General features: G+C 75.6%; 11 protein-coding genes. 3 read left to right on the forward strand and 8 right to left on the reverse strand.

Annotated elements, in window-relative coordinates; all coding sequences use genetic code 11:
* Positions 1-477 precede the first annotated feature (477 nt).
* From kal to kdd, 5 genes are read right to left on the reverse strand one after another with little or no spacing between them, the layout of a single operon-like run.
* Positions 478-879, reverse strand: a complete 402-nt coding sequence (gene kal, locus ACI78Q_RS14205; RefSeq protein ID WP_456924041.1) for a 3-aminobutyryl-CoA ammonia lyase — start codon at positions 877-879, stop codon at positions 478-480.
* A complete protein-coding gene (gene kamE, locus ACI78Q_RS14210) occupies positions 876-1607 on the reverse strand; it encodes a lysine 5,6-aminomutase subunit beta (RefSeq protein ID WP_456924042.1) in 732 nt (243 codons plus the stop codon). The genes kal and kamE overlap by 4 nt, the downstream gene beginning before the upstream one ends.
* Before the next feature lie 34 nt (positions 1608-1641).
* Positions 1642-3225 (reverse strand): lysine 5,6-aminomutase subunit alpha, encoded by a 1584-nt coding sequence (gene kamD, locus ACI78Q_RS14215; protein ID WP_456924043.1) that lies wholly within the window; start codon positions 3223-3225, stop codon positions 1642-1644.
* Entirely contained in the window at positions 3222-4727 is a 1506-nt protein-coding gene (locus ACI78Q_RS14220) for an amidohydrolase (RefSeq protein ID WP_456924044.1), read from the reverse strand. The genes kamD and ACI78Q_RS14220 overlap by 4 nt, the downstream gene beginning before the upstream one ends.
* A complete protein-coding gene (gene kdd, locus ACI78Q_RS14225) occupies positions 4724-5764 on the reverse strand; it encodes an L-erythro-3,5-diaminohexanoate dehydrogenase (protein ID WP_456924045.1) in 1041 nt (346 codons plus the stop codon). The genes ACI78Q_RS14220 and kdd overlap by 4 nt, the downstream gene beginning before the upstream one ends.
* A 94-nt stretch (positions 5765-5858) precedes the next feature.
* On the opposite strand from kdd, the gene ACI78Q_RS14230 reads away from it, so the two are divergent.
* Together ACI78Q_RS14230 and ACI78Q_RS14235 are read left to right on the forward strand one after the other, a co-directional pair.
* Positions 5859-7271, forward strand: a complete 1413-nt coding sequence (locus ACI78Q_RS14230) for a KamA family radical SAM protein (RefSeq protein WP_456924046.1) — start codon at positions 5859-5861, stop codon at positions 7269-7271.
* Between the two features lie 50 nt (positions 7272-7321).
* The gene (locus tag ACI78Q_RS14235) at positions 7322-7852 is read left to right on the forward strand and encodes a GNAT family N-acetyltransferase (protein ID WP_456924047.1); all 531 of its coding nucleotides are present in this window, start codon (positions 7322-7324) and stop codon (positions 7850-7852) included.
* A 138-nt stretch (positions 7853-7990) separates the two neighbouring features.
* Here ACI78Q_RS14235 and ACI78Q_RS14240 read toward each other — a convergent pair whose 3' ends face one another.
* Together ACI78Q_RS14240 and ACI78Q_RS14245 are read right to left on the reverse strand one after the other, a co-directional pair.
* The gene (locus ACI78Q_RS14240) at positions 7991-8863 is read right to left on the reverse strand and encodes a lysophospholipid acyltransferase family protein (protein WP_456924048.1); all 873 of its coding nucleotides are present in this window, start codon (positions 8861-8863) and stop codon (positions 7991-7993) included.
* Positions 8864-8910: 47 nt separating this feature from the next.
* Entirely contained in the window at positions 8911-10077 is a 1167-nt protein-coding gene (locus tag ACI78Q_RS14245; protein WP_456924049.1) for a carboxylate-amine ligase, read from the reverse strand.
* Positions 10078-10319: 242 nt separating this feature from the next.
* On the opposite strand from ACI78Q_RS14245, the gene ACI78Q_RS14250 reads away from it, so the two are divergent.
* On the forward strand, positions 10320-11165 hold the full coding sequence (locus tag ACI78Q_RS14250; protein ID WP_456924050.1) for a hypothetical protein: 846 nt from the start codon (positions 10320-10322) through the stop codon (positions 11163-11165).
* Positions 11166-11262: 97 nt separating this feature from the next.
* On the opposite strand, the gene ACI78Q_RS14255 is transcribed toward ACI78Q_RS14250, so the two are convergent.
* Complete coding sequence (locus tag ACI78Q_RS14255) at positions 11263-13446, reverse strand: intein-containing Rv2578c family radical SAM protein (protein ID WP_456924051.1); 2184 nt, start codon at positions 13444-13446, stop codon at positions 11263-11265.
* Between the last annotated feature and the right edge of the window lie 10 nt (positions 13447-13456).

Raw genomic sequence — 13456 nt, forward strand, 5'->3', positions numbered from 1 at the left:
TCCCGCGCCAACCGCCCCGCGCCGGTCGGACGGGACCCCGACCGCCGGCGCCGTTGCCGCGGTCGAGCCCAGCATCCCATCCCGGAGCGGTTGCCCGGCCGCCCGCCGCGACGGGGCGTCGTCACGGGGTGTCGTCCGTATCGCGCCTCCGGTCGCGACGGCGCCGGCCGGGCCGCGGACGCCGCACCTTCGGGCCGGCGCGGCCGGTCGCTGGCGGCGATCGGCGGGCCGTTGTCTGGTGGTGCGGGCCGGGTCGGTCTGCGCCGGGTGCCCGGCCCGCGCCTCCCCCGGGCGGCCGCCGGCCCCCTCGACCCGGGGCGCGGGCGGCGGTCGCCGTCCGCGCGGCCGGGGGGCCCGCGCGACTGGTCCGGAGGAGCACGTGCCGGTGCTCCCGGGGTGGAACTGCAGGCACTGTAGGAAGCGCGCCGTCGCCCGCGACCGCCCCCGAGGGGTCAGTGACGAACCGTGACCTGTTCGTTACGGCGTGGCGGCTGGCCCTGGGACGACGAGCGTGGCAGTGGCCTCGACGACGGTCTGCGGCGGCTCCAGCACCCGCGCCGCGGACGGGCCGCGCTCCGGCTCGGCCCGCGCCACCACCCGCGCGGTGCAGCGCAGCTCGCGGCTGCGCCGGCCGATCCGCACCACCTCCGCGGTGGCCTCCAGGACGTCGCCGGCACGCACCGGGCCGAGGAACCGGACCTCGGTGTAGCCGGCCAGCAGGCCCTCGTCGCCGTCCAGGACGATCGCGACCTCGGTGGCGACGTCCCCGAACAGGCCGAGGGTGTAGGCGCCGTCCACCAGGCTGCCGCCGTAGTGGGCGTGCGCGTGCGGCACGTACCGGCGGTGGGTGACGGTGAGGCCGAGGCGCGGGTCGGTCACTGCGCGGCTCCTGCGGGGACGAGGGCGGACACGAGGTAGCTGGCCACCTCGCCGGGCGTGGTGCCGCGGCCGAAGACCTTGTCGACGCCGAGGTCGGCGGCCATCGCGGGGTCGAAGCGGGGGCCGCCGACCACCAGCAGCGGGCGGGAGTCCCCCATCGCCTCGCGGAACGCGGCGGCGAGCTCGCGGGTGTTGCGCAGGTGCGCGTCCTTCTGGGTGACCACCTGGGAGACCAGGACGGCGTCGGCCCGCTCGGCCCGCGCCCGGGCGACCAGCTCCGGCACGCTCACCTGCGCACCCAGGTTGGTGACGGCGAGCTCCCGGTGGTACTCCAGGCCCTTCTCCCCCGCGAACCCCTTGAGGTTGAGGATCGCGTCGATGCCCACGGTGTGCGCGTCGGTGCCGATGCAGGCACCCAGCACGACGAGCTTGCGGCGCAGCCCGCTGCGGATCGCCGCGTTGATCTCCGACGACGACAGCAGCGGATAGGCCCGCTCCTCCACCTGCACCGCGTCCAGGTCGACCAGGTGCCGGGTGCTGCCGTAGACGACGAAGAAGGTGAAGCCCTCCCCCATCCCGTGGCTGTGCACGACCATCGCCGGGTCCAGGCCCATCTTCCGCGCCAGCTGCAGCGCCGCGCCGTCCGCCCGCGGGCCGGGGGCGACGGGCAGGGTGAACGACAGCTGCACCATCCCGTCGCCGGTGGTGTCGCCGTACGGGCGGATCATCCCGGTCGGGCCTTTGTGGCCATTTCGGCCGTCGTCAGGCACGCGTCACCTCACGCTCCAGGAGCTCCAGCGCCGGGTTGTACGCGTCGGCGCCGAGCCGGACGACGCCGTCCAGACCCTTGCCGCGGTCCGGCGGCCGCTTGGTGATGCCGAAGGTGCCGTCGGCGATCGCCTGCAGGAGCCCCTCGTCGGCGATCTTCTCCAGCAGCTGCACCGCCTCGGTGAGCACGGTGTGCGCGCGGCGGTCGATGAACCCGCCCCGCGGAGGGGCGAAGTCCTCCACCAGGCCGCCGGCGGCGTCGAGCACGTAGCGGACGTTGCGCAGGGCCAGGTCCCGGTCGGACAGCCACGGGGTGACCACGGCCTCGGTCATCATCCCGACCAGCAGGATGCCCTGGCCGGTGAGCGCCCCGGCCAGGTTGAAGAAGCCGTCGAGCAGGTAGCCGCGGAACACGTCGCCGGTCATGTGCTTGGTCGGCGGCATCCACTTCAGCGGCGCGTCGGGGAACAGCGCGCGGGCCAGCAGCGCGTGCGCGAGCTCCAGCCGGAAGGACTCCCGCCGGTCGGGGTCGATCTCGAAGGCGTGGCCGAGGCCCAGCTGCCAGTCCGCGAGGCCCGCCTCCTTGGCCAGGGTCTCGTTGAGCAGCTGGCTGACGGTGACGGTGTGCGCCTCGTCGACGGCGTCGGCGGTGGTGAGGTAGTTGTCCTCGCCGGTGTTGATGATGATCCCGGCGCGGGCGTGCACCATCCGGCTGAACCGCTGGTCGACGAAGGTGCGCTGCGGGTTGATGTCGCGGAAGAGGATCCCGTACATCGCGTCGTTGAGCATCATGTCCAGCCGCTCCAGCCCGGCCAGGACGGCGATCTCGGGCATGCACAGGCCGGAGGCGTAGTTGGTCAGCCGCACGTAGCGGCCCAGCTCCGCGCCGACGTCGTCCAGGGCGGCCCGCATGAGCCGGAAGTTCTCCTGGGTGGCGTAGGTGCCGGCGTAGCCGGTGCGGGTGGCGCCCTCGGGCACGTAGTCCAGCAGCGACTGCCCGGTGGAGCGGATGACGGCGATGACGTCGGCGCCGGCGCGCGCGGCGGCCTGGGCCTGCGGGATGTCCTCGTGGATGTCCCCGGTCGCCACGATCAGGTAGATCCACGGCCGCCGCGGCGGGTCGCCGAGGGTGGCGACCAGCTCCTCCCGGCGGGCGCGGTTGGCGTCGATGCGGGCCAGGCCCCCGGCGACCGCCGCCCGGGCGGCCTCCCGGGCGCGCTCGGCGTCGGCCCCGGTGGGGACGGTGAAGCGCGCCGTCCCGGCGCCGACCTGCTCGGCGAGGTCCGCGAGGGTGCCGCCGCCGGCCAGCGCGTGCCAGACCGGCAGCGCGACGCCGGACTCCAGGCCCACCTGCTCCCGGACGGCGTCCACCACGCGGTTCACCCACGGCACCCGGTCGGTCACGGCGCCGTCGCCGGTGACCGGATCGGTGCCGGTGAGCCCGGCCAGGCGCAGCACGGCCCGCTCGACGGAGACGGTGGTGTGCCGCCGGGCGAGGTCGACGACCGGCTGCGCCGCGCGGACGGCGAGCTCACGCGCCCGCGCCACCAGCACCGGGTCCAGCTGCAGGGGCGTCACAGGACCTCCCGGCCGTCGACGAGGAGCGCGCGGCAGGCCGGGCGGGACCGCTCGGCGAGGACCGCGGAGAGGGTCTGCGCCGTCTCCCACAGCGCCAGGTGCGCGGGCGCGCCGACGGCCAGCGGGCCCTGCGGGTGCTCGGCGCGCACGGCGTGCCAGCCGCCGTGGGTGGCGGCGTCGAACGCGTCGAACGGCCGCAGGCCGGAGGCGGGCGTGCGGTGGTCGACGGCGGCGTGCACCCCGCCCCAGGGGTCCAAGGGGGTGACCGGGGCGTCGCTGCCCAGCGCGAGCGCGACGCCGGCGTCGGAGAGGTCGGCGAACGGGTTGCAGTCCCGGGCGCGGACCACGCCCAGCCGTTCGGCGTACATGCCCCCGCCCCCGCCCCACGCCGCGTCGAAGCCGGGCTGCACGCTGGCGACCATCCCCCAGTCGGCCATCCGGTCCACCGCCGCCGGGCCGGCCATCTCCACGTGCTCGAGCCGGTGCCGGCAGGCCCGCACCGCGGCGGCGCCCAGCTCCTCGACGACGGTGCCCACGGCGGCGAGCACCTGGTCGACGGCGGCGTCGCCGATGCAGTGGAAGCCGGCCTGCACCCCGGCCAGCGTGCAGGCGCGCACGTGGTGCACCAGCGACGCGGTCTCGAACCGCAGGCTGCCGGCGGTGTCGGGCCGGTCGGCGTACGGGGCGGTGAGCGCCGCGGTGTGGGAGCCGAAGGCGCCGTCGCAGAACAGGTCGCCCCCGGCGCCGGTCAGCCCCAGCTCGCGCACGACGGCCAGCCCGCCGCGCTCGGCCAGCTCGCCCCAGTAGCCGAGGACCAGCGGCCCGGGCTCCTCGGCGGCGAGGGCGAGCAGCCCGGCCAGGTCGTCGGCGCCGGACACCTCGGGGCCGGCCATCTCGTGCAGGCTGCCGATGCCCAGGGCGGCGGCCGCCTCGCGGGTGGCCCGCTGGGCCGCGCGGCGCCGGCCGGCGTCGACCGCGCCGTAGGCGGCCCGCCGCGCGGCATGGTGCGCGTCGAGCCGCAGCCGGCCGTCGGAGGCGAAGCCGGGCAGGGCGGCGATGCCCGGCACCCGGTCCAGGAGTGCGGTGGAGACCGTGGCGGAGTGGACGTCGACGCGGGCCAGGTAGGCCGGCCGGTCGCCGACGACGGCGTCCAGGTCGTGCCGGGTCAGCCCGCGGCCCTCCGGCCAGCCCGTCTCGTCCCACCCGGTGCCGAGCAGGACGCCGTCGGCCGCGGTCCGGGCGTGGGCGGTGAGAGACTCCACCGCCAACCGGAGGCTCACGCTCGAGTGGAGGTCGAGCCCCGTGAGCGCGAGCCCGGTCGCGGTGGCGTGCACGTGGGCGTCGACGAACGCCGGGGTGAGCAGCGCCCCCTCCCCCACGACGACCCGGTCGGCCGGCGCGGCGTCGGCGGCGTCGCCCAGCCAGGCGATCCGGCCCGCCTCCACCCGCACGGCCCGGCCGGGCCGGTCGCCCACGGTGACGTCGGTGACGAGCAGGCTCATCCGGACACCCGCGGGTCCACCAGCGCCCGCACCCCCGGCGTGGACCGGTAGAGGTCCAGGGCCAAGGCGGCGTGCCCCGGCGTGTAGCCGTTCCCGATCAGCATGGTCACGTCCGCCGCCATCCCCTCCGCTCCGAGCGCCGCCTGCGCGAACGACGTCGCCATGGAGAAGAAGACCACGGTGCCCCCGCCGGCCGTCGCGAGGACCGCTCCGTGCTCGGCGCCCGGCGCGTCGACGCACACGACGGTGACCTCGGCCGGGGTGCCGACGGCGGCGGCCACGGCCAGCGGGTCGGTGGCGTCGGCGACGACGACGCGGTCGGCGAGCCCGGCCGCGGACAGCGCCGCCGCCTCCCGCTCGTCGCGTACCAGGCCGGTCAGCGCGGTCGCCCCGGCCGCCCGCGCCGCGGCCAGGCTCAGGCACCCGGACTTCCCGGCCGCACCCAGGACGACGACCGACCGCGCGCCCGACCGCCGGACCACCCGCGCGGTGGCCGCCGGCGCCCCGCACACGTCGAGCAGCGCCAGGGAGACCGCGTCGGGCAGGTCGCCGGGCAGGACTGCGGCGATGGAGCGGGCAAACAGGATCGCCGTCCCCGCGGCCGGCACCTGCTCGCTGCGGCCGTCCCAGCGGGCCAGCCCGTCGGTGATCGACAGCGGCGTGAGCGTCAGGGAGACGAGGGTGGCCACGCGCTGGCCGACGGCGAGGCCCAGCGGCGACTGCGGCCCGACCGCGTCGACGACCCCGATCAGCATGCCGCCGGAGCCGGTCACCGGGTTCTGCATCTTGCCGCGCTCGGCCACGATCCCCAGCACCGCCGCCCGCACGGCGCCGCCGTCGCCGCCGCAGGACTCCGCCAGCTGCCGGAAGGACGCCGCGTCGAGGTTCAGTCGCTGTACCGCGATCCGCACCTCGTCGGCGCCGATCGCCGGGTCGGCGTCGAGCCGGGTGGCCGCCTGGGGCAGTACGCCGGGCGGCTCGAGCACCCGGTGGACACCCAGGGCCCGCGCCGCCGGCAGCACTTCCGTGTGCGTCATCGCGTCCATCCCGGAGAACCTATCGCGTTCAAGCTCTCGAACGGGAAATCCTCCCGTATGGTCGGCGGGAGAGCGGAGACCAGGAGGCACCCCTGTGCTGGAACAGCCCTACGAGTACACCGCCCGCGCCCTCGTCGAGCCCGACTGGCGCCGGTTGCCGGGCTTCGCCGACGTCACCGCGCAGCAGTGGCGCAGCGCCCAGTGGCAGCGGGCGCACTGCGTGAAGAACGTGCGGCAGCTGCGCGGCGTCTACGGCGACCTGCTCGACGAGGCGTTCTACGCCGACGTCGCGGCCGACCAGGCCGGCCGCGCCACGATGTCGCTGCTGCTGCCGCCGCAGATGCTCAACACGATGGCGGCGGGTGGGGACGGGACAGCCGTGCCGACCGCCGCCGCGATGCGCGCCGACCCGGTTCGCCGCTACATGCTGCCGGTCGCCTCCGACCGGCTGCCCGGCGACGCGGCCAGCCACCCCTACGCCGCCCGCGACTCCCTGCACGAGCACGAGATGTGGACCGTCGAGGGGCTCACCCACCGCTACCCCACCAAGGTGCTGGCCGAGCTGCTGCCCACCTGCCCGCAGTACTGCGGTCACTGCACCCGGATGGACCTGGTGGGCAACTCCACGCCCGCCGTCGCCAAGCTCCGCTTCGCGCTCAAGCCGGTCGACCGGCACGGCGCCATGCTCGAGTACCTGCGGGCCACCCCCGGCGTCCGGGACGTCGTCGTCTCCGGTGGGGACGTCGCCAACCTGCCGTTCCGCAGTCTCGAGGCGTTCGTCTCCGGCCTGCTGGAGATCGAGTCGATCCGGGACATCCGGCTGGCGTCCAAGGCGCTCATGGGCCTGCCGCAGCACTGGCTGCAGGACGACGTCGTGGCGGGCATGACCCGGCTGGCGGCGACGGCGCGGGCGCGCGGGGTGTCGCTGGCCGTGCACACGCACGTCAACGCCGCGCAGCAGGTGACGCCGCTGGTGGCCGAGGCGGCGCAGGCGGTGCTCGCGGCCGGGGTGCGCGACGTGCGCAACCAGGGGGTGCTGCTGCGCGGGGTGAACGCGACCGCGCCGGCGCTGCTGGACCTGTGCTTCGCCCTGCTCGACGGCGCGGGCATCACGCCCTACTACTTCTACATGTGCGACATGGTGCCCAGCGCCGAGCACTGGCGGGTGTCGCTGGCCGAGGCCCAGACGCTGCAGCACGACCTGATGGGCTACCTGCCCGGGTTCGCCACCCCGCGGATCGTCTGCGACGTCCCCTACGTCGGGAAGCGCTGGGTGCACCAGGTCGCCGAGTACGACCGCGAGCGCGGCATCAGCTACTGGACGAAGAACTACCGCACCGGCATCGAGCGGGACGACGAGGACGCCCTCGACCGCCGCTACACCTACTACGACCCCATCGCGACCCTCCCCGAGAGCGGACGGGCGTGGTGGCGGGCCCGCGGGGTGGATCCGGTCGCGGCCGACCGCGCGGCCGCCGCGTCGCGGGCGGCGTCCCTGGCCGACTGACGCCGCTGCCACGAGTGGCCGCCGGGGACGCCCGGGGGTAGGCAGGGCGGATGAGGGCCGCCGACGGGGTGCTGCAGACCGCCCGGCTGCGGCTGCGGCCCTGGAGCACCCGCCGCGACGACCTGGCCCGGCTGCTGGACCTCTACGGCCGCGACGAGGTGACCCGCTGGCTGGGGGGCCGCCCGTCGGTGACGCCGGTGGAGCTGGTGGCGCGCTGGGCGGTGGTGTCGGCGGCCGGGGAGCGCTCCGGGGTCTGGGCGGTCGAGGTGGCCGGCACCGGCGTCGTGGCCGGCACGCTGTTGCTCAAGCCGCTGCCCGACGGCGTCGGGGAGGTGGAGGTGGGCTGGCACCTGCACCCGGACTCCTGGGGGCACGGCTACGCCACCGAGGCCGCCCGGGTGGTCATCGACCGGGCCTTCGCCGCGGGGCTGCCGGAGGTCTACGCCGTCGTCCGGCCGGGCAACGAGCCGTCGTTGGCGGTGTGCCGGCGGCTGGGCATGGAGCCGCTGGGCCGGATGCGGCGGTGGTACGACGTCGAGCTGGAGGTGTTCCGGCTGATGGCGCCGGTGATCGTCGAGTGACAGCGGCGGGAGCATCGCCGCGAGCGCCCGCGCGCGAGGAGCGGACCGGCGCGCGGAAGTCGAAGGGAGGACCCCGTCCTCACCACTCGCGAGCTCGCGGCGAGCCTCTGCACGGGGCCACCGGGTCGGCCCGGCCGTTCAGCGGGAGGCGCGGCGGCGGGCCAGCAGTGCCTTGACGCGGGTCACCGGGTGCGGGCGGTGCAGCTTCGTCGCGGTGCCGCGCACGTCGTGGTGGTCCAGGTGGGTGGCCTCCTCCGGCGTGGGCGCGGTGCCGCCGAGGTGGGCCGGCAGCCACCAGCGGTCCGCGGGGCCGACCGGCTGCTGCGGGTAGCTGCGCTGCGCCTCGTCGACCAGGGCCTCCATCGCCGTGCGGATGCGGCGCAGCAGCTGCTGGGTCTTCTCCCCCGGCTCCGGCACCAGCGGCTCCCCGAGGACCACGGTGACCGCGACGTCCCGCTTGAGGTCGACGGGGTGGTGCTTGGTGGCCACCCGCTGGCCGCCCCACACCGCGGCCGGGATGACGGGCACGCCGGCGTCGATCGCCATGCGGGCGGCGCCGGCCTTGAGTTCCTTGACCATGAAGCTGCTGCTGATCGTCGCCTCGGGGAAGACGCCGACGACGTGGCCGTCCTTGAGGGCGCGCACGGAGGCCTCGAACGCGGCGGCGCCGGCCCGGCGGTCGACCGGGATGTGCTGCATCGCGCGCATGAACGGGCCGGAGAACCGGTGGCTGAACACCGACGCCTTGGCCATGAACCGCACCAGCCGCTTCTGGGGCAGCGCGGCCAGGCCGAGGAAGGTGAAGTCCAGGTAGCTGACGTGGTTGCTGCAGATGATCGCGCCGCCGGACGCCGGCACGTGCTCGGCGCCGCGCACGTCGAAGCGGAAGCGGAACAGCCGGAACACGATCAGCGCCAGCCGGATGACCGCCCGGTAGGGCCGGTCTCGCGGGTCGGGGCGGGGACCGAAGAGGTCCTTGCGGACGACGTCGCGCCAGCTGGCGGTGTACATGGCCGGACGATAGCCGCCCCCGCTGGACGGCGTGGCCCGGGCCGCGGTCACCGGTGGGTGACCTCGACCGCGGCGCGCACCACCGCGGCGAGCTCGCCGGTCTCCGCGTGCACCCGGCGCTGGAAGTCCGCGCCGGTGCCGCGGTCGAGCAGGGCGGCGACCCCGTCGGTGATCCGCCGCTCGTCCCCGGCGTCGGCCAGCGCCGGGCGCACGTGGTCGAGGAGGGCGGCGAGGACCTCCCCGGCCGGGGCGGGGCGGCCGGTGCCGGGGTGGACGAGGTCGCCGGTGAGCCCCGACCGGCCGGCCCGCCAGGCGGCGACGCGCACCACCTCGCTGCGGACGGCGGCCGCGGGCACGCCGGCCCGCCACTCCCGGGCGGCGGTCTCCACCAGGGCCCGGACCAGCCCGGCGAGGGTGACGGCGTCCTCCACGCGCAGGGCGACGTCGGCGGTGCGGATCTCGACGGTGGGCCAGCGCTCGGACAGGCGGGCGTCGAAGTAGACCATCCCGGTGTCGACGATCGTCTCGGTCGCGACCAGGTCGGCGATGAGCCGGTGGTAGGCCGCCGCGTCGGCGAACAGCTCGTTGGGGCCCGAGGAGGGCCAGCGGTTCCACGCCTGGGAGCGGTAGCTGGCGTGCCCGCTGTCGCGGCCCAGCCAGAACGGTGAGTTGGTGGTGACGGCGGTGAGCACCGGCAACCAGGTGCGGATGCGGTTGAGGACGGCGACGCCCTCCTCGTCGTCCTCGACCGAGACGTGCACGTGGCAGCCGCAGGTCAGCTGCTCCAGCGCGGTCAGCCCGAAGGTCTCGGCCATCTCGGTGTAGCGCTCCCCGGGCGTGGTGACCGGCTCGACGTCGACCGGGGAGCTGGCCAGTGCGGCGACCCGCGCCCCGACGGCGCGCGCCGCGGCGTCGGCCCGCCCGCGCCAGTGCCGCAGGTCGGCGTGGACGTCGTCGAGGCCGGCGCAGACGCGGGTGGCGTACTCCAGCTGCTGGGCCTTCAGCTCGGGCACCAGCCCGCCCCGCGGGTCGCCGCCGTCCCCGTCGCCGGCTGCGGCATCATCGGTCCGCTCCCGGTCGGCGCGGTCGTGCTCGGACACCGTCTCGCCGTCACCGCGGCGGGCAGCCACCTCCAGGGCGGCCGGCCCGCGCGGGACCGGGCGCCCGGTGGCGTCGACGACCAGCAGCTCTTCCTCCACGCCCACGGTGCGCACCCGCTCATGATCACCAGTCGTGGGCGGTGCCGCGCGCCGAGCGACCGGAACGTGACGTACACCTCCGTTATGCCCAAGTGTCTTTCGGGCCAACGGACACCTGCGGTGCCGTTGCTCCTCCTCCCGTCGCGGCACAGGCCTCGCCCGTTGCTGCCCCGGCGCCGGAGGCGCCGCCGGTGTCGACGGCAAGTGCCGACAGGAAATGGCTGCGAATTCGTTGGGGATAACGGTAGTATTGCGACATGACAGGTGGGTGGCAGCCCCCGCTGCCGTCGATGCCGGCTCCTCCCGCGGAGCGCTCCTGGCGCCGACTGCGGCCGCCCGAGGGGTACGAGGCGCAGTGGCGACGGCTGGTCGAGGCCGCCCTCGAGCTGGGCCTGAGCCCCGACGCCCTGGCGGAGGACGGACTGGACGCGGTCGCCGCCGCCCGCGGCTGGAAGCCCGCGACCGTCGCGCTGTACAGCAAGGTGGCCCGCTACGGCGGGGTCGCGCTGCCGACGGTGCGCACGCCCGAGCCCGAGCCGCCCACCCTGGAGCTGCGGCCGCTCACCCAGATCCGCACCGACGACCCGGAACACCTGCGCACCGTCGCCTGGTGTGCCCTGGCGCTGAACTGGCCGGGCACGGTCGGTCAGTTCCGGGCGCTGCGCCGCGAGCAGGTGCACGCCACGGCCCGCCGGCTGGTCGTCCGCACCGACGACGGGGAGTGGTCCGTGCCCGGCGCGCTCACCGCGTGGCACGCGTGGGAGGCCCGCCGTTCCCGCTTCCCCGCCCTCGCCGACAGCCCGTGGGTGCTGCCGGCGCTGCGCCGCGGCCCCGGCCTGGCCTCAGCCGTCGGCGGCCAGCTGTCCACCCAGGCGCTGCAGGTCACCTTCGCCAAGCACGCCGTCCGCACCGCCCACCACCTGCGGCTGACCGCGCCACCCTCCCGCCGGGAGCAGGCCGAGGCCCTGGCGGTCGCCTACCTGACGCTGTCCTACGACTCCTACCGGCGCCTGGCGCTCGCGGCCGGGGCCGCCCCGGTCGCCGCCCGCGGGGCGGTGCGGGCGTTGCGCACCGTGGCCCGCACGGCGCGCCTGGCCGGCTGACCGGTCGCCCTCTCCGGCGGGTGCGGCGAGGCCCGATTCCCAGCGGCCGGACGGGCCTCAGGGCACGTCGTCGCCGCCCGCGGCACCCCCGGGCCGGTCAGAGCAGCGCCAGCTGCTCCGGCGCCGCCGCGCGCTCGTGCCCGCTCCGGGCGCCGGTGACCGCGAGCCCGCCGGTGCCGGCCCGCGCCGTCGGCAGGCTCCCGGTCGGGAAGTCGCTGTCCTCGTCGCCCGGGATGCCGGTGGCCGGAGCCCCCGCCGCCATCGAGCCGCGCGCCGCTCCCCCGCCCTGCCGCTCCAGGCCGTGCTTCGCCAGCAGCGGGGCGACCCGGCCCGCCAGCCAGCGGCGGTACTCCGGCGCCACCGCGGCACCCCGGCGGTAGAGCTGCTGGTAACGCGGCACCAGCTGCGGGTGCTCGCGGGCCAGCCAGGCCGAGAACCACTCGCGGGCGCCCGGCCGCAGGTGCAGCGGGACGACGGTGACCCCGCTCGCGCCGGCCTCGGCGATCGCCGCGATGGTCGCGTCGAGGTCGGCCAGCCGGTCGGTGAGCCCGGGCAGCACCGGGGCGAGGAACACCCCGCAGGACAGCCCGGCGTCGGCGATGGCGCGCACCAGCTCCAGCCGGGCCCGCGGGCTGGGCACGCCGGGCTCCAGCGAGTCGTGCAGCTCGTCGTCCAGGATCGCCATCGACACCCCGAGCCCGATCGGGACCTCGCGGGAGGCGGCGGCCAGCAACGGCAGGTCCCGCCGCAGCAGGGTGCCTTTCGTCAGGACGGAGAACGGCGTGCCCGACCCGGCCAGCGCCGCGATGATCCCCGGCATCAGCCGGTAGCGGCCCTCGGCCCGCTGGTAGGGGTCGGTGTTGGTGCCCAGCGCCACGTGCTCACCCCGCCAGGACGGCCGCGCCAGCTCCCGGCGCAGCACGTCGGCGACGTTGGTCTTGACCACGACCTGGGAGTCGAAGTCGGACCCGGTGTCCAGCTCCAGCCACTGGTGGGTGCCGCGGGCGAAGCAGTTGTGGCTGACCACGCCGTTGGCGATGAAGTCGCCGGTGCCCGTCGTGATGTCGTACATCGGCATCTCGAGCCCGAGGTCTTCGATCGAGACGACCCGGAGGTCGGCGTTGCTCTTGACCGCGATCCCCTCGACCGAGCACTTCCGCCGGATCGCAGGATCTACGAGGTGGATGAACCGGAGTTGTTCGCGAAGACCACCTCGCAAGCGGATGTTGCGCACCCTGCTGGCCAGGTTCCTGTCCTCGAGGACGGCATCGAACCCGAAGTGGTCGAGGGCCTGCTTCACCTGCTCCAGGATCGTGTCGTTCGCATTGCTGACGCGCAGCACGTGCGAACTACGACTGCCCTCCGCGTCGAAGATCCCTGCGAGGAACCCGCGCCGCCATGCCGGCGTAGGGTCGGTCGGCCATGCCACGAGACTCGTGACCCGGCCAACGACTCGAGCAGACGAGGCACGGATGGCGGTCATGGCCCGTCTCCGCTCCGTGGCCGGGGAGAACTCGAACCGGTCCGTGGTGACGCCCTCCAGTGACAGGTACTCCGCCGCACGGTCGAGTGCATCGACGTCGGCAAGGGCGAGGCGGAACCGGTGCACGTCGCCGGGCGCCCGGCCGGCCCGCTCGTAGCGGTACACCTGGAGGTGGCCGTCCCCGCGCACCATCCCGGTCACATAACCGCGGCGGTAGTCCGCGCAGGATGCCGGCGCCTCGGCTGATCGTCCGAAACCGAGCAGCTCGTCGTTCGTCGTCAGGTACGGACGGCGGTCCCGTCCAGCCATCGCGCCGGTGACGTGCTTCCAGCCGCGTCCGGTGAGGAAGCGGTGGTCGCCGCTGGCGACGAGCTCCGTGCCGTCCGCCAGCCGCACCCGGTACGCGCGCTTGACCGTCGACCAGTGCGCGAGGACCTCGGTCGTCACGTAGTGGCGGTACGTCCCCCGCACCTCCGTGCCGACGATCCGGTCTCCCACACGCAGGTCGGCGATCGCCTTCTGGCGGCCGTCCGCCATGAGGACGCGAGTGTCGCCGGCCAGGCAGTAGACGCAGGCATGGGAGCAGCCCCGGTAGGGGTTGATCGTCCAGCGGAACGGCATCGGCGAGGGGCCCGGCACCTCGTTGAGCGCGCTCTTGCTGCGCACCTCGTGGAAGGTCAGCCCGGGGAACTCGGGCACCTGCACGCTGCGCAGCAGCCCGCGCACGGTCGGCATCCCCGGCAGCGTCGCCGGCTCCGCGGCGTCGATCCGCTGCGCGTCCCATCGCATGCCCGCCATCCGAACACAC

The organism is Geodermatophilus sp. SYSU D00705 (assembly GCF_054050135.1).

What these genes read in the sequence shown, in the direction of transcription:
- ACI78Q_RS14220 (WP_456924044.1), bottom strand. Translation starts at nt 4,727, where the DNA reads ATGAGCCTGCTCGTCACCGACGTCACCGTGGGCGACCGGCCCGGCCGG.
- ACI78Q_RS14255 (WP_456924051.1), bottom strand. Translation starts at nt 13,446, where the DNA reads ATGGCGGGCATGCGATGGGACGCGCAGCGGATCGACGCCGCGGAGCCG.
- kdd (WP_456924045.1), bottom strand. Translation starts at nt 5,764, where the DNA reads ATGACGCACACGGAAGTGCTGCCGGCGGCGCGGGCCCTGGGTGTCCAC.
- ACI78Q_RS14250 (WP_456924050.1), top strand. Translation starts at nt 10,320, where the DNA reads ATGACAGGTGGGTGGCAGCCCCCGCTGCCGTCGATGCCGGCTCCTCCC.
- ACI78Q_RS14235 (WP_456924047.1), top strand. Translation starts at nt 7,322, where the DNA reads ATGAGGGCCGCCGACGGGGTGCTGCAGACCGCCCGGCTGCGGCTGCGG.
- ACI78Q_RS14240 (WP_456924048.1), bottom strand. Translation starts at nt 8,863, where the DNA reads ATGTACACCGCCAGCTGGCGCGACGTCGTCCGCAAGGACCTCTTCGGT.
- kamE (WP_456924042.1), bottom strand. Translation starts at nt 1,607, where the DNA reads ATGATCCGCCCGTACGGCGACACCACCGGCGACGGGATGGTGCAGCTG.